This window comes from uncultured Aquimarina sp. (assembly GCF_947500065.1).
Taxonomy (GTDB): Bacteria; Bacteroidota; Bacteroidia; order Flavobacteriales; family Flavobacteriaceae; genus Aquimarina.
The window spans coordinates 134,527-161,155 of record NZ_CANMQT010000005.1 but is presented as its reverse complement, the minus strand read 5'-3'; the positions used below and the strand labels follow the sequence as shown (position 1 = coordinate 161,155).

At 33.5% G+C, this 26,629-nt stretch carries 12 protein-coding genes; 1 reads left to right on the top strand and 11 read right to left on the bottom strand.

Going from position 1 to position 26,629, the window contains the following annotated elements; translation table 11 throughout:
- The first annotated feature begins 21 nt into the window (after window positions 1–21).
- Window positions 22–3,735, top strand: coding sequence for a YDG domain-containing protein (locus Q0975_RS16070; protein WP_299438487.1), 3,714 nt, complete (start codon window positions 22–24; stop codon window positions 3,733–3,735).
- A 112-nt stretch (window positions 3,736–3,847) separates the two neighbouring features.
- On the opposite strand, the gene Q0975_RS16065 is transcribed toward Q0975_RS16070, so the two are convergent.
- The 11 genes from Q0975_RS16065 to Q0975_RS16015 all read right to left on the bottom strand — a co-directional run bounded on the left by Q0975_RS16065 (window position 3,848) and on the right by Q0975_RS16015 (window position 26,609).
- Window positions 3,848–5,269 carry a TolC family protein gene (locus Q0975_RS16065; RefSeq protein ID WP_299438485.1) on the bottom strand — a complete coding sequence of 474 codons (1,422 nt, stop codon included), beginning with the start codon at window positions 5,267–5,269 and terminating at the stop codon, window positions 3,848–3,850.
- 11 nt (window positions 5,270–5,280) lie between these two features.
- Window positions 5,281–5,949, bottom strand: coding sequence for an ABC transporter ATP-binding protein (locus Q0975_RS16060; protein WP_299438483.1), 669 nt, complete (start codon window positions 5,947–5,949; stop codon window positions 5,281–5,283).
- 25 nt (window positions 5,950–5,974) lie between these two features.
- Window positions 5,975–6,718, bottom strand: coding sequence for a DUF2807 domain-containing protein (locus Q0975_RS16055; protein ID WP_299438481.1), 744 nt, complete (start codon window positions 6,716–6,718; stop codon window positions 5,975–5,977).
- 18 nt (window positions 6,719–6,736) lie between these two features.
- Window positions 6,737–9,136 carry an ABC transporter permease gene (locus Q0975_RS16050; RefSeq protein WP_299438479.1) on the bottom strand — a complete coding sequence of 800 codons (2,400 nt, stop codon included), beginning with the start codon at window positions 9,134–9,136 and terminating at the stop codon, window positions 6,737–6,739.
- Window positions 9,137–9,147: 11 nt separating this feature from the next.
- Window positions 9,148–11,502: an ABC transporter permease gene (locus Q0975_RS16045; protein WP_299438477.1), complete on the bottom strand. Its 2,355-nt coding sequence runs from the start codon at window positions 11,500–11,502 to the stop codon at window positions 9,148–9,150.
- Between the two features lie 382 nt (window positions 11,503–11,884).
- Entirely contained in the window at window positions 11,885–14,269 is a 2,385-nt protein-coding gene (locus Q0975_RS16040; protein WP_299438475.1) for an ABC transporter permease, read from the bottom strand.
- A gap of 34 nt (window positions 14,270–14,303) precedes the next feature.
- A complete protein-coding gene (locus Q0975_RS16035) occupies window positions 14,304–16,733 on the bottom strand; it encodes an ABC transporter permease (protein WP_299438473.1) in 2,430 nt (809 codons plus the stop codon).
- Window positions 16,734–16,757: 24 nt separating this feature from the next.
- Window positions 16,758–19,139 (bottom strand): ABC transporter permease, encoded by a 2,382-nt coding sequence (locus Q0975_RS16030; protein WP_299438471.1) that lies wholly within the window; start codon window positions 19,137–19,139, stop codon window positions 16,758–16,760.
- A 70-nt stretch (window positions 19,140–19,209) separates the two neighbouring features.
- The gene (locus tag Q0975_RS16025; RefSeq protein ID WP_299438469.1) at window positions 19,210–21,636 is read right to left on the bottom strand and encodes an ABC transporter permease; all 2,427 of its coding nucleotides are present in this window, start codon (window positions 21,634–21,636) and stop codon (window positions 19,210–19,212) included.
- Between the two features lie 50 nt (window positions 21,637–21,686).
- Window positions 21,687–24,134 carry an ABC transporter permease gene (locus Q0975_RS16020; RefSeq protein WP_299438467.1) on the bottom strand — a complete coding sequence of 816 codons (2,448 nt, stop codon included), beginning with the start codon at window positions 24,132–24,134 and terminating at the stop codon, window positions 21,687–21,689.
- Window positions 24,135–24,203: 69 nt separating this feature from the next.
- On the bottom strand, window positions 24,204–26,609 hold the full coding sequence (locus tag Q0975_RS16015; protein WP_299438465.1) for an ABC transporter permease: 2,406 nt from the start codon (window positions 26,607–26,609) through the stop codon (window positions 24,204–24,206).
- Window positions 26,610–26,629: the final 20 nt, after the last annotated feature.

Here is a 26,629-nt window from a genome sequence, read left to right as displayed (position 1 = left end):
TTTTCCTTTCAATCGTTTTCAATGGTATCAAAATCCGTTGATTCAAAATTGATGGAGGATAAGAAAGAAACATTAGAAAAAGATGCTAAGACGACTACAGCGGCAGTTTTTACTTCCTTAGGAGTAGGTGACATCGCTTTTTCATCTATTAATACCGATGGAAATGATGAATTTAGTTTTGTGTTGTTAACAGATATTTCAGGAACTACTACTATTCATTTTACGGATGACGGATTCAATAGTGGTTCAGGTTCCTTATTAGGAGGAGAAGGAACGGTTACCTGGACCTATACAGGATCGCTTCCTGCTGGGACAGAAGTTTCTATTTTATTACCTAGAGATTCGAATTTTACAGGAACTTCTACTGTAGGAGGAATGGAAACAGGAACAACAACAGAAACAGGAGCATTTTCCATGTCAAGTTCTGGAGATTCATTGATTGCCTATACAGGAACAGTAGGTGTACCAACGACTTATATTGCAGCGGTTTATATAGGAGGACTTGGATTTACTGAAGCCGCTACTACTACTACTAGTGCAATCCCTACGGGCTTATCGATTGCGGCATTTACAGCAATGCAAAATGGAGGTACATCTGATAACTATCAATTTGACTGTAATCAGGGAAATATTACCACAGTTTCTGATTTACGAGAATCCTTATTTACCATTGGTAATTTTGTTACTACAACTGCAACAATAAATTATCCAGCTCCAGGTTGTAATTATTTAGCCGGAGGATGTTCGGCACCTACAGCACAGGCTACGAGTGCATCATTTGGAGCAGAAACATCATCAACACTTACGTTGAATAGTTTTACTGCACCAGCAGGCGGTGCAACAGGATATACAGTATATATCAATAGTACTAATAGTTTTTCGGCACCAAATGACGGAGATGAGCCAGTGGCCAATCTTAATTGGAATAATGCAGGACAACAACCTATTTACTTTGGAATATCAAATTCACCAACAGTAACAATAACAGGTTTAGATCCAGGGACACAATATTTTTTCCAGGTATATGCCTATAACGATTGTACTGGAATAGAAACCTATGAAACTACAGGACTGAATGCCAATGACACCACAGCACTGGGAGTTTTAACCATTACAGGTATAACAGGCGATGACAAAGTATATGATGATACAACTGCGGCAAGTGCCACAGGAACAGCATCCTTAGCAGGAGTAGAAGTAGGAGATGATGTTAGTTTAGGAGGAAGTCCAGTCTTTACTTTTGCATCAGCAAACGTGGGTACAGGAATCACGATAACCACAACAGGCTATACGATCTCTGGAACTGATGCCGGAAAATATACCTTAACGCAACCGACACTTTCAGCAGATATTACTGCTAAAGAATTAACTATGTTAGGGATTACTGTAAGTAATAAAGTTTATGATGGTACGACTTCAGGGACAACCGGCGGAACGGATACTTTAACAGGGGTGATACCAGGCGATATTGTAAGTATAGGAGGTGCACCAGTCTCTACTTTTGCGTCCGCAAATGTAGGTACAGGAATTACAGTAAACACCACAGGTTTTGTAATATCAGGGACGGATGCAGGAAACTATACGTTGACTCAACCAACCACATCAGCAGACATTACAGCCAAAGCCTTAACGATTACAGGAATTACTGGAGACAACAAAGTAGATGATGGAACGACTGCTGCAACTGCCACAGGAACCGCAAGTTTATCTGGAGTAGAGGTAGGAGATGATGTTACTTTAGGTGGTTCACCAGTCTTTACCTTTGCCAGTGCTAATGTAGGAACAGGAATCACGATTACTACTACTGGTTATACTATTAATGGAACTGATTCAGGTAACTATACACTGACGCAGCCTACATTATCAGCTGATATTACTGCTGCACCAGTTATAATTACATCAATTGTAAGGTCAGACCCAACTGATGCAACAACAAGTGCGGATCAGGTTATATTTCGAGTAACGTTTGCAAAGCCAGTTATAAATGTTGATGTTAGCGATTTTGCATTAAGTGGAACATCTGCAGGTGATGGTATTATTAGTTTGGTTACTCCAATCAGCACATCTATTTATGATGTGACCGTAACAGAAGTAACCAGTTCAAACGGTACATTGAATTTAGATATAAAAGGTAATGGCGGTGTTTCTGGTTCAAATAATATTGAAGAGTTCACAGGATCTGTTTTAAGTCAAACAGCTACTGGTAATACAATCGCTCAAACAGAAATTGGACAGTCGTTTACAGCCTCTTCAGATGGTAATTTGATAGATGTTACTTTTTATATGAATGTAGCTGCAACTTATAGTGGTGCCGGAACACTGGAACTTCGCTTAGGAGATGGTTTAACTGGTACCGTTTTAGCTACCGAAGCAGTGACTTTCGTTGATCAATTTACTGCATATAAACAAAAATTTACTTTTTCTACTCCTGCCACAGTAACTTCTGGAAGTGTATATACAATTAGAATTACAGGAGCATTTGGATCATCACTTACTTTCGATGCATTAGCTGGAGACCCATTTGCTGGTGGAATTATATACATACCATCAGCACTGGCATCTGCAGATCTAACATTCGAAGCAACAATCTCATCAGGTGGAGGAGGTGTATTATCAACAACTGCCCCAGTAACTGATGAAACATATACAATTTCTAATATACTTCCATTAACCATTACAGGTCTTACAGGAGATAACAAAATATATGATGGAACCACTGTAGCAAGTGCAAGCGGAACGGCTGCTTTATCAGGAGTATCAGGAGGTGATGATGTTACCTTGATTGGTACACCAGTGTATGCATTCGCATCATCGAATGTAGGAACAGGAATTACAATTACTACCACAGGATATACACTTGGTGGAGTTGACGCAGGAAACTATACGCTTACCCAACCAACATTATCAGCAGATATTACTCAAGCACCATTAACGGTTACAGGAATTACAGGCGATGATAAGATATATGATGGAACCACAGCAGCTACAGCAAGTGGAACTGCAGCTTTATCAGGTATTATAGGAGCAGATGATGTTACCTTAGGTGGATCACCGGTATTTATCTTTGCTTCTCCAAATGGAGGTACAGGAATTACGATCAATACTACTGGATATAGCATCTCAGGAACTGATTCTGGAAATTATACTCTAACGCAACCAACATTATCCGCTGATATTACAGGTCAAACTGTTGCGATTACTTCTACAGAGATTGGTCCAACTGGAGCAAACCCAATACCAGTAACGATTACTTTTTCTGGAAGTGTAACAGGTTTTGTAGAAGGAGAGATCACTGTAGGTAATGGTACTACTTCTAATTTTAGCGGATCAGGAGCTGTGTATACAGTGGATATTATTCCTACAGCAGCAGGTAATGTTACTATAGATGTAAATGCTAATGTTGCTGTGGATGGAGGAATGACAGGAAATGAAGCTGCTCCTCAATTTAGTATTACGTATGATAACTTATTAGGTGTTGATGATGAACTACTAGCAACCGGTGTACGATTGTATCCTATTCCAGCAACTAATAGCATTACTATACATACGGATACTAGTTTACGTATAGAAAAAGCAGAAATCTTTGATATTCGAGGTAAAATGATTATTTCTAAAGTACTGAACTCCACTTCTGAAGTTAATACCATTGATATTTCATCTATGGAATCAGGAGTGTATTTGATGACTGTGTATTCTGAAAATGGTTCATTAACCCAAAGAATTATTAAACAATAAATATTTATAACAACAAGTATAAAGAAAAACCCGGAACATTTGTTCCGGGTTTTTTATAAATCTTTTTTTGGATGAAAAGTTAAAGAGTTTATTGTACTAGGTTACTTTACAATCAAAGCGTATTTCCTCGATAAAATTCTAATATTTTAACACGTAGTAAATATTCATATTTAGCATTAGTTAGATTGGTTTTTGCAGTATCTAGATTGTTTTTACTGGTTATATATGCTAAAAAATTAGATACGCCATTATTAAAACGAATTTCATTCACGCGAAACGATTCCTCGAATGCTTCTACCTGTTTTAGGAAACTATTATGGCGTTTAAAAGCATTTTGCATATCAAAGTATACTTGGTCAATGGCATTCTTGATTTGTTGTTCTGTTCTTTGTAATTCTAGTATCGATTCGTTTACCTTAATTTTTTCTAAAGCAACATTGTTTTTAGCTCTAAACCCATTAAATAAGGGAATGTTGACAGCTACACCTATTACTGTATTTAGATTGTTATCAAACTGATCTCCATAATCTATTTGCGTACCTGTAAATATTGATTGATTCGTTTGTACAGGAATTTCTTGATTATTGATGGTTACAAAATCACCTGTTTCTACAATACTAGAACCAGTTTCTGTAAAAGTTTCTGCTACACTAGAGTAATTTGTGTTTAGTCGCCCAAAGAAAGAAACCTCTGGAATGTATTGTGCTCTAGCAACGTGTACACCTTTTCTTGCGGCCTCTACTCTTAGTTCTTTTGCCTTAAATGTAGCTAAATTCTCTAGTGCATCTGAAAACACATTTTCAGAGGACTCCATATAAGGATCTAAATTTAATAAAACATCTGTGGTACTAATGCTAATATCATTTTTTAGATTCAGTAATTGTAATAGATTTAACTTAGCGTTTTTAAAAGCACTTTCTAGAATTAAAATGTTCGTTTCATCGATTGTTTTTTGTCCTTTGATATCTGCAAAATCTGCTGGATTACCTATTTCTTCATCAAATAAGTCTTGCTGCCTTTTTAGCTGCTTTTGTGTAGTTTCCTCACGGTTTTTTGCTAATTCTAAAATGTCTCCGCTATTTAATACCTGAAGATATGCTAAGGTTACATTCAAGATTAGTGTTTGCTGTGCTTCTTGAATTTCTTGTTCAGAAGCTAATCTGTTTAATCGCTGTTGACGTAAGGAGTTTATTAATCTAAAACCATTAAATATTGTAGCATCCAGGCTTAACTGTGCATTAGAAAAAGTAAGCTCTTGATTTATAAAATCATTGGTAAAAGGATCAATACTTCTTCCGTTGTTTACACCTATATTATAATTACCATTTAGGGATGGTAGTATATTTGTTTTTGCTTGTCTGTGATTAATTTTAGCAGTGTTAGCATTTAAAACAGTAGATTTTAGATCTAAATTGTTTTCTAATGCTATTTCTATACATTGGGCAAGGGAATACCTTTCGGTGTCTTTTCTTTGTGTAAAACCAACGAATTGGAAAAGAAAAACACTGATATAAATAATTGATTTCAGTGACATGTTATTGTAGATTATTCAGAGACGATACTCCCGTCTAATAAATTAATAATTCTTGAGCCATAAGAAGCGTTGCTTTCAGAATGTGTGGCTTGTATTATTGTTACGCCTTCCTTATTTAATTCTGAAAATAACTCCATGATTTCGGTACTTTGCTTAGAATTTAAATTCCCAGTAGGTTCATCCGCCAAAATTAATTTTGGTTTCGTAATCAGCGCTCTGGCAATTCCAACCAATTGCTGTTGTCCACCACTTAATTGAGATGGAAATAAATCTTTTTTACCAACAATATTAAAACGATCTAACATATCAGCTACCAGCGCTTTTCTTTCTGAGGACTTTACATTTTTGTAGAGTAGAGGAGTTTCTATGTTTTCATAAACAGTTAGTTCGTCGATAAGATGATATGCCTGAAATACAAAACCGATATACTCTTTGTATAGTTTAGATCGTTGTTTTTCTTTCATAGTATGCACCTGTTCATCTAAAAAAGTATAACCACCATCGGTGAAATTATCAAGCATGCCGATGCAGTTCAATAATGTAGATTTACCGGATCCTGATGGACCCATTAATGAAATAAACTCTCCTTCATTAACATTTAAATCTATATTTTCAAGTAATGCTATTTTTTTTCCTCCAGAACTAATTACTCTGGCGGCGTTGTTAAGTTGTAAGATCATATTTGTTTTTTGATGATGATTAGTATTATTGAATTTCTGATATTTTTACTTCTCCAATGTTCAGGCCTTTTTGTATACTGGCATCGCCTTTGTAGTATAATCTTGCCTCTCCAAAAGCTGTAAGTTTAATACGATTGGATGCTTGTATTTTAAATTCAGCTTCTCCGAAAGCTTTCAATTTTGTGTTTTTATTATCTACGCCAAGTAGGTTGGTAAAGCTTTCTCCATAGGCTGTAATTTTTTGATTTTCGATATTTCCATTTTTTATTTCTAAGGTACTGGCTCCATAAATATCCACATCTAGGTATTCTAAATTAACATCATTCAAAACGATTTGTGATTCTCCGTAAATTTTTAATCGAAATGTTTCTCTATCGATCTTACTTTTACATAGTGTTGCTTGTTCTCCTCTAATAGAAAGCGTTTTGAGCTGTTTATAATTTACGGTAATGGTAAGTACTTTTCCTTTATAAATAGGTACTTGTCTTTTCGTTCCATTTATGATTACCGTTTCATTTTTGGTAGTTTCCTTAGCATCATCCAAATAAACACGCAGCACATTTCCTTTTACTTCAATATTTATTTTGTCTTCCGGTTCTGTACTTTCTTCGATGATTACAGATTCTTCATTACTCTCTACAAAGGTGGCCTCTATATGTGGACTAATGATTACTTTTTCGAAAGAATCAACAGTTGTTCTTGTTTGTGCTATTCCTAGTTGTATACTGGTAACTAGTAGTAAGGTTAATAAATGTTTTAGATGTTTCATGTTTAATATTTTTATTTGTTATTCTGTTTTTAAACTATTTACTGGATTTGCGATTGCGGCTTTTACAGCTCTATAACTCACTGTTGTCATTGATAATATTATGGCTACTAAACTAGCTATTACAAAGGACCACCATGGCATATCAATTCTGTATGCAAAATAATTAAGCCAGTTATCTGCCAAATACCAAGCTATTGGTAATGCGATGATTATCGCTAAAAATACGAGCTTCATAAAATCTGTAGAGAGTAACAATACGATTTCTGAAATTGAAGCACCTAACACTTTACGAATGCCAATTTCTTTTACACGCTGCTCTGAAGCAAAAGTTACTAAGCCTAATAAACCTAGACCTGCTATTACCAATGCCAAAACCATAAAAATGTAAAACATAGAAGACATGCGTTCTTCGGCTTTGTATAGTTTATCAAAAGCATCGTCCATAAATTGGTAACTAAATGGTGTAGTTTCGTCAAAATCTGTGTAAACCATTTCGATTTTATTCATTAATGTCGATAATTCGGCCTCATCTGCATATTTTACATAAAGACACGAACTGAAATTACCCATCATTTCTTTATTGGCAGAAGCTTCTGAGCTTACAAAAAACGCAAGCGGTTTTATAGGACTTTCTAACGAGGTGTAATTAAAATCTTTTACAACACCTGCAATTTCAAAAAACAGACTTCCGAAACTTATTTGTTCGCCTCGTGGGTCTGGTTTTAGTCCTAAGTCGCTAATTGTTTTTTGATTAATAATAATTTTCTTGTTTTCTGAAAAAGCTGTTCGTTCTTTGGGCTGTAAATACCATGATACACCAAGTGTTTCAATAAAATGCTCATCTACATTAAAGGTTGCTACCGAATAACTTTCGTCACTATTTTCTTTTGTACTGAAGTATATATTATAACCACCATACATTGTATTTGTGGCAACTGATGTTTGGGTTACTTCTGGAAGTTTTTCAATTTCATTTCTAAAAGCGGTAGCATTTGTATTTATAGTGGTTTCTACAGGAATCATAATAATATTTGACTTCTGCAAACCAGTGTCTTTATTCCGCATAAAATCTAATTGCGTAGCCATTACAACACCACAAACTACCAATAATACTGCAATTGTAAATTGTAGCGTTGTCGTTACTTTTCTTACAGTAACACTTCCCGTATTTTTTCCTAATTTATTTCTGAAATTTTTAATAGGATTAAACCTTGATAATACCATCGCAGGATATACACCTGAAGTAATTACTGCAAATACCAAAAGACCTATTAGCACAGTTATAAATGACCAATTAAAGAAAAACGAACTATCAATTTCTATATTCAATAACGCTAAAAAATGGTCTTTAAAAATAGCTGTGATAAATAAACCTAGTAGGAAAGATATGCAGACAAAAACCCCAGATTCTATATAAAATTGCAATGCTAGACTTTTTCTGTTCGCACCACTTATTTTACGCACACCTACTTCTTTTGCTCTTGTGCCTGCTCTCGCAGTCGTTAAGCTTATGTAGTTTGTGAGTGCTAAAATTAAAATAAGTAAAGCAACAATAGGAAATACGTTTAAATAATTAAAACGTCCAGTATTTATTTGGTCTGAATGCGTATTGGTAAATGGCGCTAGCGAATATGTGCTCGTTTCTGAATCGTCGCTATCGAGTTTACCTAATTCAGTAGCGCTATCTTCCACTGAAACTAGTTTATTAATATCCTTTAGTTTTAAATAGGTTGCAAAACTTCCACCTTGAAATAGCTTAGATTCAAATAAAGCCTCGGTTTCTTTCATGAGCGGTAAACTAGACATAGATATTAGAATATCTGCTTTAATTGAAGAATTGGTTGGAAATTGCTTTACAACACCAGTAACCGTAAAATTATAGATGCTGTCTTGTTTTACAATAATTTGTTTTCCTATTGGGTTAACTGTTCCAAAGTATTTTTCTGCAGTTTCATTAGTTAAAACCACAGAAAATGGATTTTCTAAAACTTTAGATGCATCGCCTCTCAATAAATCAAAAGAAAAGAAAGAGAAAAAATTTGCGTCAACTGCTGCAGTATTATCTTCAGAAAATGTTTCGGGACTAGATTTGCTGGTCTTTACGCTTATAGGGTCGTTATATTTATAATAGCGAAAGGCGTCTTCAACGTTTGGGTCCCTTTCTTTTAATCGTTTGGATACCACTGAACTCAACCTGATCATCCTTATATCAGAATCCCCCATTTTAAACTTTCCAGCGATATTGAAAATGCGATTAGAATCTGTGTGAAACTGGTCATAACTTTTCTCATGAGACACATACATTGTTATGAGAATACAAGCTGCCAATCCTAAAGACAATCCAACTAAGTTGATAAAACTATTGAGCTTGTTTCGCCAAAAATTTCTGAATGCTATTTTTATATAATTTCTAACCATCGCTACTATTTTTATTCAGTTTTTAAGCTATTTACTGGATTTGCAATTGCAGCTCTAATGGCTTGAAAACTTACAGTAGCTAGTGCAATTATGATGGCTACAAATCCTGCGATTACAAAAACGAACCAGTTGATTTCGATTCTATATGCATAATCTTCCAACCAGTTATTCATTACTAACCAAGCTAATGGAATAGCTAACAAAATTGCGATACATACTAATTTCAGAAAATCTTTGGATAAAAGTTTTACGATTCCTGTTACACTTGCTCCTAATACTTTTCTTACTCCAATTTCTTTGCTACGCTGCTCTGCAGTATAAGCGGCTAATCCAAAAAGTCCCAAGCAAGAAATTAAGATAGCTAGTAGTGCGAATATTTGTGACAGTTTACCTACCAACTGTTCACTTTTAAATACAGCATTAAATGCTTCATCTACAAACGTATATTCAAAAGGAAAAGCAGGATTATTTTTTTTCATTACTTTTTCAATAGAGGCAAGCATATCATTTAGGGCTACCCCAGATTTGGTTTTTATATAGAAATATCGAGCGTAGTTATGGTTATTAAAAAACATAACAGGATCACTTGTTCCATACATATCACCATATTGGTAGTTTTTTGCAATACCGATTACATTATAAACATCATCACCTCCGGTTATCGTTTTTCCGATAGGGGAACCATCACCCATAAGTTTAGCGAAGGATTCACTTATTATTACATTGGTGCTGTCCAGGTTTTGATTTTTCTTAAAACCTCTTCCTTCTATAAGGGCTATTCCTGTAGTCTTAAAAAAATCTGAGTTCACATGTCTATATGAAATCAAAACTTCTTCAGTATTCGTTCCTCCTTGCCATTCCAAACCTGATCCATTATTACCAGCAGATAACATTTGAGAGTTACTTAATGCAACACCCTCAACAATACCGGTATTTTTTAAGTCTTGCTCAAAAACACTAAATTTCTCAATAATATTACCATTAGCACGCATTCTAATTAAATGATCTTTGTTATATCCTAAATCTCTATTTTTTACGTGCTGAATTTGTTGATATACGAGTATGGTACAAATAATGAACACAATGGATATTGTGAATTGACCTACTACCAATCCTTTTCTTATAAAAGATGCAGAACCACTAGTTACTTTTAAACCTTTTAAAACTTCTACAGGTTTAAAAGAGGATAAATAGAAGGCAGGATATAACCCGGCAAAAACTCCACAAATAATAGTTATGGTGAATAAGATTCCGATATGAACGGGATTAGATAAGCCTAGTATTAGCTCTTTTTCGATCAGAAGGTTGAATTGTGGTAATATCAAGAATAATAACAGTATACTAACTAAAGATGCAAAAAACGCCATCATAAGTGATTCGATAACAAACTGGATCATCAACCTTGGACGACTAGACCCTATTGCTTTTCTGACTCCAACTTCATTCGCTCTTTTTTCACTTCTAGCGGTAGATAAATTCATAAAGTTGATACAGGCGATAAGCAATATTATCAATGCTATTATAGAAAAGAGACGAACAAAAATGATTTTTCCTCCAACTTTTTTTCCTCCTTCGAATTTTGATCTTAAATGCCAATCTTTTATGGTATGTAAAAAAGCATAGGTATCGCTATTTGTGTTTTTTATAGGTAGTATTTCTCGAACTTTTTTGTCAACTTCTTCAAAATTGGCTTCTGGAGATAGTTCAACAAAAGTATCCGAAAAATTACTTCCATACGTCGTCATCCACTCTGCACCATCCCGATATCTTTCAAAAGGAGCAACCCAATCAAAAGGGAAGGATACGTTTTTTGGAAGGTTTTCAATAACTCCTGTAATAAGGTACGTATCTTGGTTGTTTACTTTAATTGTTTTTCCAAATACTTTAGTGTTTTCTCCGAAAAGTTGTGCTGCAGTTTCTTTGGTAATAACGATTGCTTCAGGATTATTAAAGGCCTTATCTCTATCTCCTTCTATAAATTTAAGGCTAAAAATTTCTAAAAAATCAGCATCTGCATATCGACCTCTTCTATTAATGGCATTATCACCAACAGTAAAAAGACGTTCTTCTGAACTGGAACGAGTGGCTTTTGTAATTCCGGGAATCTCGTCTTTCATTACCTGTGCCAGAGGACCTGGTGTGGAATAAAATGTGCGCCATTCACCGTCATAATTCTGATTGGTTGGAATGTAGTAGATTTGATCTTGTTTAGCAAAAGAATCATTAAAACTTACTTCGTCTTCTACCCAAAGAAAAATTAAACTTGCGCAGGTAATTCCCATAGCTAAGCCAAAAATATTTAGGAAACTATAGCCTTTGTTTTTGAGTAAACTACGGAAAGCGATTTTTATATAATTAAAGATCATACTGTTCGTTTTTGATTGAATGAATTACTTGTGTTAATTATATAGAGAAGATGATGCCGAATATTTAAAACACTGATAATTAGTTGTTTAGTGTTTTGTTTGAAAATAAAAGTGTTCGATTTTGATACACTTCTTGTTCGTAATCGAACACTTTAAAATCATGATTCTTTCTTCTGAAAATAAATATATGTAACGGTGTTGAATTTTAAATTTTGGGTTCCTCTGATTGACCTTGAAATAAACTAAGTATACGTTGAAGTTCTTTCATTTTTAATTAGGTCTTCCTGGTTATTTTAAAATAATAAATAATCATACTATTTTTTTGATGCATCTGAAGGTGAACAGGTTGATTGATACTGAAACAAGTTCGGCACTAGTCGATTTATTCTGTTTTCAAGCTTTTAATCGGGTTGGCAGTTGCTGCTTTAATCGCTTGATAACTGATAGTGAGTAAGGTAATGATTAATAATACGCCTATAGCTATTACAAATATCCACCAACTTATTTCTGTATGATATGCATAGTTCTGTAGCCAATTATTCATAAAATACCAAGCAATAGGTGAGGCTATAGCACCAGCTATGAAGATTAGTTTTAAAAAATCTTGTAGTACGATCGCTAAAATATCTTTTACTTTTCCGCCTAGAATTTTTCTAATACCTATTTCTCTTGTTTTGTAGGCTATAAAGAAAGAAATCAATCCATATAATCCTAAACAACTAATAAAAATGGCTAAACCTGAGAATAGTTTTGTCATGGATAAAAAACGTTGCTCTTCTTTATATTGTGATGCTACTCTTTCATCTAAAAAGCTATATTTATATACAAATTTAGGGAACACTTCTTTCCATCGATTTTCAATTGCTTGTAATTGAGTAGTCATATCTTGTCCATCCATTTTTAAAGCTAGCTCATTATATGCACTTTTTTCTGGAGCTATAAAAACTGGACCGATACCATTTTGAAAATTTTGATCATGAAAATTTGATATTACTCCTACTATAGTTGCTTTAATCGAACCTCTATTAGCTTCCAGGCTTTTTCCTATAAGTTCTTCATAAGAAGAAAGTCCTAGCTTTTCTGCAAATTTTTGATTAACTACCACTTCTGTAATAGAATCAGAACCGAAAAAATTACGTCCTGCTATTAATTTCAAATTAAAAGTATTCAGGTAATCTTTATCTGCAAGTTTAGCAGAGATCGAGAATTCTTCATATTGTGGTCTATTATGATATCGTATACTGGTGCCCCAATCACTATTGGAGGCTCCAGGACTTGATAAACATGCTGTGGTGCTTGATACTCCCGGTATTTGATTCAATCTGTCTTTTAAGCCCTTTAGTTTTATGAACTCTATTTGTTCGGGGATTTCTAACATTACAATGGCTTCTTTGTCGAAACCTAAATCAGAAGTAATAGCATAGTTAATTTGTTTACCAATTACTATAGTGGCTACAATAAGCATAATTGAAATTGCAAATTGAGTGGTTACCAGTATTTTTCGAGTTAATTTTCCTCCTGTGTCATTCTGAGTAAGTTTTCCTTTTAGTGCTAAAGTTGGTAGAATTCTTGCCATAAGAATACCAGGGTAACTTCCTGCAAAAAAAGAAACAACTATTAATAGCAATGTCGCAAAACCAAGAACTTTGAATGTCCATAACGATTGTATAGTAAGCTGTAGCTCAAATAACTCATTAAACTTAGGTAATACCATAAGAGCTATTCCTAATCCTATCAATAAGGCAAAAAAGCTAATCAAAAATGTTTCTAATATAAATTGCCAAAACAAATTGTTTTTGCTTACTCCCAATACTTTTCTGACCCCAATTTCTTTAGATCTTGAAAATGCTTGTGCTGTAGAAATATTAATGAAATTGATACAAGCAATAATAATTAAAAACATCCCAATCAATGAAAAGATCCAGAGAAGACTTGCATTAATTCCTCCATATCTATGATCAAAATGAATATCTGATACTTTCTGAAGTTTGTATCTGTGCACATTTTTACTTTTAGAACGATACTTAGAAACCAAGGGGATCAATGTTTTTTCGATATGAGCAATATCCTGATTAGGTCTTAATAATGCATAACATTGTAAGCTACTTGTTATACCTCCCCAGGTTTTACTATAAGCGAAGGAACTGTAATTTTTAAGACTCTCATAAGAGACAAATATATCCCCTTGAACCGTAGAATTAGTTGGTATATCTTTAAGTAATCCTATAACTTGGATGGTTTCTTTATTTTCTAAAACAAATGTTTGTCCCAGAGCGGGATGATCACCAAACATTTTCTTAGCAAAACCTTTAGTGACATATGCTACATTAGGTTCAGTAAAGTCTCGATTACCGAGTGATTTTATTAAAGGAAAATTAAGAATCTGAAAAAAATCAGGTTCAGCAAAAACAACATCTTCTAATAGGCGATTATTTGAGTTATTGCCTATTCCATCTACCTGCCAATCTTGTCGAATAAAAATATTGGCTACTTTTTCGGCGTAATTAAAATCGGATTTAAATACTCCAGCAAAACCAGGTGGAACACTAGATTCATACTCTATCTCGTCCTGATGCTCTTCAGTTACTACTCTGTGAATGCTATCTTCATTATGATGAAAATTATCAAATTGAAGATGATAATTTGCATATAGAAATATTAAAATAGAGCATCCAAACCCCAAGGCCAATCCCAAAATATTTATAAAGGAAAATACTTTTCGTTTCTGTAAATTTCTCCAAGCTATTTTTAAATAATTTTTGATCATGATTGCTCGTTTTTTAGATTGATTTTCTTAATGATTACTCCGATTTTAAACTATCAATAGGATTTACAAATCCTGCTTTAATTGTGTGATAACTTATTGTGGCTAGCGTTATGAAAACACCTAGTACGCCACTTAGCGCAAATACTTCCCACGAAATAGAAATTCGATACGCATAATCCTGAAGCCAATTATCCATTATATAATAGGATAAGGGAATGGCTATTACTATTGATACTATTATGAGAATTAAGAAATGGGTAGTAAGTAGTTTAAAAAGATGGTTTATAGAAGCACCAAGCACTTTTCTAATACTTAATTCTTTCTTACGTTGTTCTACTAAAAAAGATGATAAAGCAAACAATCCCAAGCAAGCTACCAAAATAGAAAGTATGGCAAAACTGATAATCAATTTTCTCATACGCTCTACACTGGTGTACATATTAGCATAAGATTCATCCATAAATGAGTATCTAAAATCAAGATTTGGTACAAAAGCCTTCCATTTTTTTTCTATTGAAGCTAAGGTCTCTGATAGATTATTGGTTGCTATTTTTATAGAGCTAATGGTAGTTTCATTACCATAAAACATCGCTACAGAACCAACTTTTTGTTGTAATGATTCAAAGTTGAAATCTTCTACTACACCAATAATAGTATAGGTTCTGCTTCCGCGAAGTATTTTTTTACCTATAGGATCTTTCATTCCAAATTTTTCTGCTAATGTTTGGTTTATGATTACAGATTCATTTTCAGTAGCTCGATTTTGGTCGAAATTTCTTCCGGATGTAAGTTGCATGCCGAAAGTGTCAAAATATTCATCATCAATCATCCATGCTTGAGATGGAACACCGTCTGCATTGATAACTTCTTTATTATACATTGTGTTACCATTTCGTTTCGTTCCTTTTATAGGTAAGTAATCACTATTACTAACATATGCTACTCCTTGAATTTGCTTCATCTCATTAGTAAAAGTGATCAGTTGATCACCTAACATATTTACTCCATAAATTTGTAGTACTTGATCTTTTTTAAATCCTAATTCTTTATTCAATATAAAATCCATTTGATTGTTAATAATCAAAGTGCTAACAATTAATATAATAGATATTGTGAATTGAAATACTACTAAACCACTTCTTAGACTCGATGATTTAGAACCTTTACTTAATTTACCCTTTAGAACATTAATTGGAGCAAACTTCGAAAGGTAAAAAGCTGGATACATGCCTGCTAAAACACCTATTAGTAATGATATAAGTGCTATCGAGGGAATAAACAGCCAGTTATTCCAAGGAAAAACAAGGGTTTTACCAGCAATAGTATTAAAAAAGGGTAAACCGAGTAGTGCAAGTAGAATACCAAAACAAAATGCAATTGTTGTTATGACTATAGATTCAACTAAAAATTGCATAATCAGTTTTTTTCTGCCAGAACCTATTACTTTTCTAAGTCCTACTTCTTTTGCACGATTAGCAGATTTTGCAGTTGATAGGTTAATAAAATTGATACCAGCGATTATTAAAATAAAAAATGCAATTGCTCCAAATATCCAAACGAAACGAATGTCTCCATGTGTTTTTCCATCATGAATATCTTTTGAATGAAGATGAATATCTGCAAGCGGTTGTAAATCTAAACGAGAAGATTGTAATATCCGTTCAAATTTATCATAACCATCATTTTTGAAAGCAGCTAATATGTAATTATTTAGCATTACCTGAGTCATTCTATCTTCAAAAGCAGTAAGATTTGTATTTGGTTTTAGTTGTATAAAATTGAAATAATTATTCTGAGTCCATCTAGTTTGTTCTCCTTCTCCAAATTCTACTCCTTTTAGAGTTAGTAAGAATTTGTAATCAAAGTTAGAGGCTTTTGGAAAATCTTTATACACTCCTGTTATTTTGTAAGGTTCAGATGTATCTCCATTTAGATACATAACTTGACCAATTGCACTTTCGTTTTTAAAAAACTTTTGTGCTTTGCTTTCTGAGATAATGATTGTTAATGGAGTAGTAAGTACAGAAGAGGTTTCTCCTTCAATCATTTCTAAGTCAAAAATATCGACAATAGCTTGATCGGCATAAGCAAAATGTTCTTCGTGATACTGCGCTGGCAGTTCGTTAAGGCTTATTTCATTGCTTCCTGCGCCATACATTAATTCGTTATCCAGTATTCTTCCTGCATTCAGAACTTCTTCAAATTCGCGATTAATAGTACTAGCCATTAGCGCGGAGTGATGAGCTCCCCAACCTTCTACACCATCAACCTTAGCAAAATGTGTTAACCTATAAATATTATCTCTATTGGATATTTGTGTGTCATAACTAGCTTCATCTGCTATAAATAGGGTTATTAATAAACAGGCAGCTACTCCAATACTTAATCCTAAAATATTGATAGTACTAAAGACTTTGTTTCTTAAAAGATTTCTCCAAGCTATTTTAATATAATTCCTAATCATAATTGTTCGGTTTTGATGATTGATTTATTCTGTACGCAAAGAATGTACAGGATTGGATATAGATGCTTTTATAGCATGAAAACTAACTGTAAGAATTGCTATACAGATAGCAGAACCTCCTGATAATAGAAACATCCACCATTTTATATCGATCCTGAAAGCAAAATCTTGCAACCAATTAGACATTACATACCAGGCAATTGGTGAGGCTATTGCAAATGCAATGATGACAAGTTTTAAGAAGTCTTTGGACAAAAGATTTACAATTTCTGATACAGAAGCTCCAATAACTTTTCTAATACCAATCTCGCGCTTTCGTTGCAACGTACTATAAGCAGCAAGACCTAGTAATCCTAAGCAGGAGATTAAAATTGCTAAACCCGCGAAGTATAAAAATAAATTACCAAAGCGTTCTTCATTTTTATATTGTTCATTAAACGATTCATTTAAAAAGAAATAATCAAACGGTTGTTCTGGTAAAAAGGAACCCCATAATTTTTCAATAGCGCTAATGGTCTGTTTGATATTGGTAGGTGCTAATTTTACAGTAATTAAATCATTTCGATTAGTTTCCATTCTCATGGTCAGTGGTCCGATATTATCATGTAAAGAATTGAAATGAAAATTTTTGATTACTCCAATAACTTGTCCTTCGCGTCCCCATTGTTTAAATCTAGCGCCTATTGCTTCTTTGGGGTCGCTATATCCTAATAATTTTACAGCTTCTTCATTAAGCATCATAGCTTTTGTAGAATCAGAAGCAAAATCTTTTGAAAATGCTCTTCCAGCTATCACTTTAAGATCGAATTGAGGAACATAATTATGATCTACAAAATAGAGATCTAAATTTGCGATTTGTAGATCACCACTTTTATTTTCTATTTCAGAGTATGCAGAAGAATTTCCTCCTCCTGGAACGCTTGATCCTAAACTTGTAAATTTTACTCCAGGAACATTATCAATAGCTTCTTTTAAAGCCAATTGCGAACTGGATGATTGTGCTTCGAGAATTAATAAATGTTCTTTATTGAAACCTAATTCTTGATTTCGCATATATTCCATTTGATTATAGATAATAATAGTACCTGTGATAAGAATAATGGAAATAGTAAATTGTATAATTACTAAGCTTTTTCTGAGTAGGACTCCTTTGCCACCAGTAGAAAAGTTGCCTTTTAGTACTTGAATCGGTTTAAAAGAAGATAATACTAATGAAGGATAAATTCCTGCAAAAATTCCTATAGCAAGAGACATACCTAGTAATTTGAAAATGTTAGCGTAATTAGAGAAAAGGCCTTCGCTAATTACTTTTCCGGCAGCCTCATTAAAAAATGGTAAAAAAAGTAAGGTTAGTAACGTTGTTATAATGAATGCTATTAGACACGTTATGATGGATTCTCCAATAAACTGTAAAGAAAGATGTTGTTTTTCTGCTCCCATTACTTTACGAATACCAACCTCTTTAGCTCTTTCGACAGAACGTGCAGTGGTAAGATTTATAAAATTAATGGAGGCAATTAGTAATATGAAAAATGCAATTATAGAGAATATATATACATTAGTAATACTACCTCCACCTGTACCACCACGAGTAGATTTTAGATATAAATCCTTTAGAGGTTCCAAAGAAAGGGTAACAAACATCTTGCTTTGTTTCATAAATTCTCCACTATGCTTTTCTAGGAAAGCAGGGAATTTAGAAGCTAATTGTTCGGTGTCTGTTTCTGAGTTTACTAAGATGTATGCTGCAGCATCATAGCTGCCCCATTGTGAATCTAAGGTTTTTTCTAAATTCTGTGTGAATGTCGTTAGGGATAGTATCATATCCGCTTTAATATGAGAGTTTTTAGGAAAATCTTCCATAATTCCAGTTACTGTAGCATTCAATCCTTCTTCTCTGATTTTTAAAGATTTACCTACAGGGTTTTGATCGCCAAAATATTTTTTTGCAGTAGTTTCGGATAAAACTATACTAAACTGTTTTGTTAATACTTCTTTTGGATTTCCTTGTAATAGTTTAAAATCAAAGACAGAGAAAAAACTTGAATCTGCGGCAATTGCATTCGTTTCTTTAAATTTCAGATCGTCTTTACGAACAATCATATTTAACTCATTGATTCTAACCGCTGAAATGATTTCAGGAAAATCCTTTTGCAAATTAGGAGGTACTGCCCAAGCGGGTATATTAGCCTCTATATTATCAGAAGGTGTTTTAATGTCAGCAACAACTCTATAGATGTCGTCGCCTTTACTATGGAAAGTATCGTAACTTAGTTCGAAACCAACATAGAGTAGCATAAGAAAGCTAGCAGTCATACCTATCGATAGTCCTGTAATATTGATTAACGTAAAGCCCCTACGACGCCAAAGGTTTCTCCAAGCTATTTTAAAATAATTCCTAATCATAACTGTTCTTTTTTTTTACCCACTAAGAGATAAGTTGGTTGATACTGAAACAAGTTCAGCACTAGTTAATTTATTCTGTACGTAATGAATTTACTGGGTTAGCTGTGGATGCTTTAAATGCTTCGATACTAACTGTAAGTAAAGTGATACCCATTGTAATGATACCTGCTATTATAAAAACCCACCAACTAATCGAAACTCTGTAAGTAAAATCTTGTAGCCAGTTTTCCATGAGATAATAGGATAGGGGAGTAGCGATAACTAATGCTATAAGTATGAGTAAGAAAAAATCCTTGGTTAGCATTTTCATTACTGTACTTACGCTCGCCCCTAAAACTTTTCTGATACCAATTTCTTTCTTTTTTTGTTCTGCCATAAAAGAAATTAGTCCAAATAAACCTAAACAACTGATTAGTATTGCAAGTGTGGTGAATACAACTGAGATATTAGCTAATCGCTTTTCTTCTGCGATTAGTTTTTCTGTTTCTTTATCTATGAAGTTGTAAACAAATGGCGTTGTTTTATTGACTTGCTTCCAAGCTGTTTCCATTTGGCTTAAAATCATTTCAAAATCAGAAGTTTTGGTTTTTACTAATAACCATTCTAGACTATTGTCCAGGTACAACATAATCGGTTCTACTTCTTCTTTTAACGAGGCAAAATGATAATTTTCTGTTACGCCAGCTACTTCTACAGTTTGTACATCACCACCAGTAGAGAATAACAATGTTGTTCCAATAGCATTTTCTAATGGTATATTAAAAGCATCCATAGTAGCTTTATTTATAATAACACCACTACTATCCTGGCTTTTTAATTCTCTACCAGCCAATAATTGTGTACCCACAGTTTTTAAGTAATCACTATGGATACCGTTCATTTTTACTAATGTTGGCTTGGTAGGATCACTACCTGGTAAATAAGCACCTACATCACCTCGTAAAAATTGGGAAGGATAAATATTACAGCCAGATACTGATGTCACTCCGGAAATCTTACTCATATTGGTTTTTAGGGTATTGTATTGAGTAAAAGCTTCTTGTGTTCCTAAACGTACTGCAATTAAATTTTCTTTATTGAAACCCATATCTTTTGTTTGTGCGTAACGAACCTGTTTAGTAATAATAGATACGGTTGCAATTAAACCAATAGAGATTACGAATTGAAAGACAACAAGGCCTTTGCGTAATAAAACTCCATTAGAATTAGGAGTTACAGAACCCTTTAAAACACGCATTGGTTTAATAGATGAGAGCACTAATGCTGGATAAATACCAGCAATTAAACCAGTAATAATTCCAATTCCCATTAAAATAATTAATACACGAAAATCTAATATGGAATCATAACTGAGAGTACCTTGGGTTAATTTATTAACTAAAGGTATTATTAGCATTGTTAAGGGAATACTTATTATGGATGCGGATAATGATAACAATACAGATTCTCCTAAAAATTGCCCAATTAGGGATTTTTTATCGGCGCCAATAGTTTTACGAACACCAATCTCTTTAGCACGTTTGTTAGCTCTTGCAGTGCTTAAATTAATAAAGTTTACGCAGGCTACAAGCTGAATAAATAAAGCTAATGTAATTAATAGGTAAAGGTAATTAATATCTGATACGGCACCAATCTGTCTAGAAATACCTTTAGAATACAAATGAATATCGCTTACCTTTTGTAAAAAAAGTTGTTTTTTAAAATTGAAAGCTGCAAAATCTTTTGCACCGCGTTTTTCTAAGAATGCAGGTAATTTATTTTGAACTGTCAATGCACTTTCTGAAGAGTTTAGTTTGACATAAGTATAGATAAAGTTTTGAGTAGCAAAATTTTGTACAGTTCGCACAAATTGACCTAAACCCGGAGTATTCATTGTCACTAAATAATTGGGGTTTAGATGTGATTTTTCAAGCTTGCTATCATCAAAAACCCCCTTTATTGTTAAAGATAATTGTTGTTCGCCACTACCAGAAATAATGGTTTTATTAAGAACCGGAACATTACCAAATAGTTTTGTGGCTAAACTCGAAGATAACACAACAGTGTTGGGTTCTACTAAGGCAGTAGCAGGGTTTCCCTCAAGGAAATTGAAACTAAAAACATTGAAGATTGTGGCATCTGCCAGATATCCTCTAGGTTCATAAAAACCAACTTGACCATCGCTTGGACGAATTAAATCTTCCGTACCTTCTCCCATGTACACTAATCGTGTCGCTTCAATAACCTCAGGAAAATCTTCTTTCATTGCAAACCCAATAGGAGGTCCACTAGAAGCAGCGTTAAACCTTTTTGAATTAGGATCTTCAATAATAGTTCTTACTCGATATATGGCCTCAGCATCATTGTGATGATCGTCATATCCTAATTGGTCGAATACATAAATTAAAATACTTAAACAGCAAACGGTACCTACCGTTAATCCTAGTAAATTAATCATTGTTTGTAGTTTATTCTTTTGAAGACCTCTCCAAGCTATTTTGATATAATTCCTAATCATAACTGTTCGTTTTTTGATCCACCTGAGGCGGATAGATTGATTGATGTTTTTTATTCTGTTCTTAATGAATTTATTGGATTAGCATTGGCTGCTTGAAACGTCTTAATACTTATTATTAATAAAGCGAATACTATCATTAAGAATCCACTTAATATGAATACCCAAAAACTTATATTCGTTCTATATGAAAAATCTTGTAACCAATTATTGATTCCATACCAAGCAATTGGTGATGCTACTATAAAAGCAACACCAACTAGAATCAAAAATTCTTTGCATAGTAATGAATTGATTTGTAGTAACGAAGCTCCTAAAACTTTGCGAACACCTATTTCTTTAACACGTCTATTTGTAGTATAAATAACCAATCCCAGAAGCCCTAGGCAGCTAATTAGAATAGATAAACCGGTTGCCCAATTCAATAATTTGGAAACTTTTTGTTCTCTCTTGTAAAATTTGGTAACGGTCTCATCCATAAAATGGATACGATAATCTTCTATATCTGTGTATACCTCGGCATAAGCTGATTCAATTTTAGATAAAGTTTCTTGTAAATCTTCTGTGTTAGAATTTAAGAAAGCAATATGTACAGCTCGAAACCTACTAAAAATAGGTCTGTCCCAATCACCTCTTAATGCCATTGGTTTTATTTTTGATTTTAAAGAGCGTTGATGAAAATCTGCCATAACACCAACAATAGGTACTGTGAAATCTCCAAAATCTATAACTTTACCTATAGCCTCTTCGGGTGTTTTAAAACCATATGTTTTTCTAGCAGTTTCATTAATAACTACTTCTTTAATGGTATCATTTCTATGTATTCTACCAGCTAATAATTCTAGTTCAAAAAGCTTTGAATATTTCGTGTCTCCAAAAACAAATTGTAAATCTGATTGAACTTCTCTTTCATCATTTTTAAAGGTTGTAGTGGTGGTATTCGAAGAAAATGATGCTGGTGGAGCACCACCTAAACTTAATTGTTTAATTTGAGGAATACTCTTGAGTTTTTGCAGATATTGCTCCTTTTTATCAAGTTGTTGTTCTCCTCTAGGGTTATATACAGATACTACAGCATCTGTTTTAAACCCCATATCTTTGTTCAATAGATAATTAATTTGCTGACCTACTAACAGAGTACCTATTATAAATACCTGTGCTATCGTAAATTGAAAAATGGTAAGAAATTTTCTCAACCCTACTTTTTTTTCACCTACTGCCGAATGATTTTTTAATACAGTGATTGTATTGAATTTAGACAGTATTAATGCAGGATAAAATCCAGATAATATAGTGACTACCATAAGAAGAACTAGGATACTTATTATAATTATTGGAGAACTAAATAATTGGAATTCTAAATCTTTTGGCACAAAATCTGAGAACACATTTATAAGCCATTTTGATAGTACTAATGATAGTACAGCAGAAAACATTACTAATAAAAATGTCTCACCCATAAATTGGCTAATTAATTGTTTTTTAGAACTTCCTAATGTTTTTCTAATCCCAATTTCCTTAGCACGTTGTGTAGCCTGCGCTGTATTTAGATTAATGAAATTTATACAACCTAATAACAATAAAAAAAGAGCCACTAATGCTAGATTTCTTAGTAAAGGCTTACTGGCTTGGCTTTTCTCATAATCATAAATACCATAATTGTCGTTAAAATGAATATCATTTAGAGGTTGTAGCTTAAATTTTCTGGACTGTCCATGATTACGAGAATACTCGTCTAAATGTTCGTGGGCTAAAGCATCAAATTCTTTTTGTATTTTCTCAAAATTGACACTCTTACTTACTTTAACAAATAACTGCGAATTGGAATCGGTAGAGTTCCAGTTTTTATTCATAAAATTGTCTCTAACTCTTGTGTTTAAAAGTGTTGGGCTAGAAATAAATTCTTCAAAAACTAAGTCTGTTCGCTCTTTGAAATTTTCAACAATGGCAGTCACTTTAATATGTAAGGAATCATTATATACTAAAGTTTTTCCAACGATTTCATCTGGTGATAGTTCTGGGAAATAATCAGCTGCTCTAGATTCCGTTAACACAACATTATTGGGATTTGATAATGCACTTGCTTTATTACCTACCAGAAATTTATATTGAAAAATATCAAAGTAGTCTTTGTCTGTGAAAATGACATTTTTCGGCCATTTTATTTTAATTTCCTTTTCTTTGTTTTCAACATTATTTGGTCTTTCAATAAAAAAACCACTCACTTTTTCAAAATTGGAATTGTCCTTTATAGCATCTTCTAATGCTACAGTAACACCTGGGTTATGAAACATTCCTTCTGGACTATGAAAATCTGAAACTACCCGATAAATGCGGTCACCATCTTTATGAAATGTATCAAAACTATAGTCATAATAGACCATTAAACCGATGATGAATGACGCACTTAAACCTATAGTAAGACCAATAACATTAATTAGAGAAAAGACCTTTTGCTTCTGGATATTTCTCCAAGCTATTTTAAAATAATTCCTGATCATGACTGTTCGTTTTTTTGATCCACCTGAGGCGGACAGGTTGATACTGAAACAAGTTCAGCACTAGTTGGTTTATTCTGTTCGTAAAGAATCTACAGGATTTGCGGTTACTGATTTGATAGCTTGAATACTAATAGTGATAATGGTTATAATTAGGGCTCCAAAACCAGCTATCAGAAAAATGTTCCAGGAGATATCGGTTCGATAGGAGAATTTTTGTAACCATTGACTCATAAAATAGTAGGCAATAGGAGTAGCTATAAAGAGAGCAATAATTACTAGTGTGATGAAATCTTTAGACAATAACATCCATAAATTAGCTAGTGAGGCTCCGAGAATTTTTCGTACACCTATTTCTTTAGTCCGTTGTTCTGCTACAAAGGAAGCCAGTCCAAATAGTCCTAAAAGGCTTATAAAAATGGCTAAAATGGTAAACACTTTTGCTAAACTGGAGATTCGTTCTTCTGCTCTGAATTTTTTAGCATATTCCTGATCTACAAATCGATAATCAAAAGGAGTATTAGGGAAGTTTTTCTTAAATACTCCTTCAATAACTTCTAGGTTTTTACTAACACTCTTTTTAGGGTTTAATCTCAAATTATAAAAAGAAATATTACCGCCTCTATCAAACACATACATAGATTGCTTTACAGGACTATATGGAGATTGTACAACAATATCATCGATTACACCTATGATCTTAAGAGGTGGCATCGGATTGGGATCATCAATATCAGAATCTCGAATCAATTTTCCTATTGGATTTTTAATTCCCATATATTCGATGGCGGTTTTATTAAGGATAACTCCTAATGAATCTGTAGGAAAATCTCGAGAAAAACCACGTCCTTCAATTATTTTTGCCCCCATCGTCTCAACAAACTCATAGGAAACATCTGTATATGCTAAGTCATCTTGAAATCCAGTAGGTTTACCTTCCCAAGTATATCCTGATCGATTGGACCAAACATTTGTCATAGGACTACTTGTTGTTGCCATTTCTATAGCTCCTTCAGAAGCAATGAATTGATTTCTCATAATATCCGCTTTACCAATAAATTCACTGCTCATTACTGGTATTTGAATCAAGCCTTCTTTATTGTAACCTGTTGGTCTGTCTTTACTATATTGTATTTGATTCATAACGACGAGTGTACCTATAATTAGCGCGATAGACACTGTAAACTGCATAACCACTAATATCTTTCTGGGAAGTGCAGCAAAACGGCCCGCTTTAAAAGTACCTTTTAGAACAGCAACCGGGTTAAAAGAAGATAAGTACAAGGCAGGATAACTTCCGGATAGAAATGCTGTAACAAAAATAAATAGTAAGCATACAAGCCAGAATAGAAGATTTGTCCACGGAAAAATAATGGTCTTGCTTGCAAGATTGTTAAAACCGTGTAAGGACAACAAGACGATTCCGATTGCTACTGAAAAGGATAAGAAAACAATCAGGAAAGATTCACTTAAAAATTGAAATACAAGCTGTCCTCTCTGAGAACCTATTGATTTTCTTATGCCTACCTCTGTAGCACGTTTTTCTGAACGTGCAGTACTTAAATTTACAAAGTTGATACAAGCAAGTAACAAAATGAATATACCGATAATTCCAAATAGCCAAACATTTTCAATACGACCTCCACTTTGAACTCCATTTTCGAAATCACCTCTCAAATACCAATCTTTCATGGGAAACAAGAATATTTGTGGATTAAATTCCGCTTCTCCAGGAGAGGCATTTTTCTTAACATCAATGATTTTAGAAGTAACGGCTTCCATGGTTGTGTTGGCATTAACCTGTACAAACATCTGGAATGAATTGTTTCCCCATGAAGTTTTAGCTCTTTCTAACCAAGGTTGTGTAGTTATATAATATTTCCATGGAATTAGATAATCCATATCATTAAACGAGTTGTTGTCAGGAATATCTTTATAAACTGCAGTGATGATTAGATCATCTTGATTATTCACTTTTACAATTTTACCTATTGCAGAATTACTTCCGAATAGTGTTTTTGCAGAGGATTCGGATAGCATTATAGAGTTGATCTCTTTTAAACCATCTCTTACTCCTTCAATAATTTTTAAGTTCAGCATTTCTGGAGCACCTTCTTGCATGGCATTTCCACGTCTATAGATATTTGTTTCTCCAAAACGAATATATCTTGGTTGTTCCCAAGAGGACATAATGATATGCTTAAAGTTATCTTTATAATCTTCTCTCAGAGCAAATTCCAAAGGTCTCGGTATTGCTGGGCCTGTATCTATGATGTTATTAGCAGACTCATGCTGAAATACTTGAGCAATAGTTTCATTATTTTCGAAATAATTATTATAACTAAGTTCATCATATATCCATAAACCAATCAATATAGTTGCGGCCATGCCAATTGCTAATCCAGATATATTTATGAAAGAATAAATCTTGTTTTTTAAAAGATTTCTTAAAGCTATTTTAAAATAATTCCTAATCATAACTGCTCGTTTTTTGATTG

Bases quoted from the DNA above. Each gene is read 5' to 3' on its own strand.
- Q0975_RS16070 (WP_299438487.1), top strand. From the start codon at position 22: ATGGTATCAAAATCCGTTGATTCAAAATTGATGGAGGATAAGAAAGAA.
- Q0975_RS16065 (WP_299438485.1), bottom strand. From the start codon at position 5,269: ATGTCACTGAAATCAATTATTTATATCAGTGTTTTTCTTTTCCAATTC.
- Q0975_RS16060 (WP_299438483.1), bottom strand. From the start codon at position 5,949: ATGATCTTACAACTTAACAACGCCGCCAGAGTAATTAGTTCTGGAGGA.
- Q0975_RS16055 (WP_299438481.1), bottom strand. From the start codon at position 6,718: ATGAAACATCTAAAACATTTATTAACCTTACTACTAGTTACCAGTATA.
- Q0975_RS16050 (WP_299438479.1), bottom strand. From the start codon at position 9,136: ATGGTTAGAAATTATATAAAAATAGCATTCAGAAATTTTTGGCGAAAC.
- Q0975_RS16045 (WP_299438477.1), bottom strand. From the start codon at position 11,502: ATGATCTTTAATTATATAAAAATCGCTTTCCGTAGTTTACTCAAAAAC.
- Q0975_RS16040 (WP_299438475.1), bottom strand. From the start codon at position 14,269: ATGATCAAAAATTATTTAAAAATAGCTTGGAGAAATTTACAGAAACGA.
- Q0975_RS16035 (WP_299438473.1), bottom strand. From the start codon at position 16,733: ATGATTAGGAATTATATTAAAATAGCTTGGAGAAATCTTTTAAGAAAC.
- Q0975_RS16030 (WP_299438471.1), bottom strand. From the start codon at position 19,139: ATGATTAGGAATTATTTTAAAATAGCTTGGAGAAACCTTTGGCGTCGT.
- Q0975_RS16025 (WP_299438469.1), bottom strand. From the start codon at position 21,636: ATGATTAGGAATTATATCAAAATAGCTTGGAGAGGTCTTCAAAAGAAT.
- Q0975_RS16020 (WP_299438467.1), bottom strand. From the start codon at position 24,134: ATGATCAGGAATTATTTTAAAATAGCTTGGAGAAATATCCAGAAGCAA.
- Q0975_RS16015 (WP_299438465.1), bottom strand. From the start codon at position 26,609: ATGATTAGGAATTATTTTAAAATAGCTTTAAGAAATCTTTTAAAAAAC.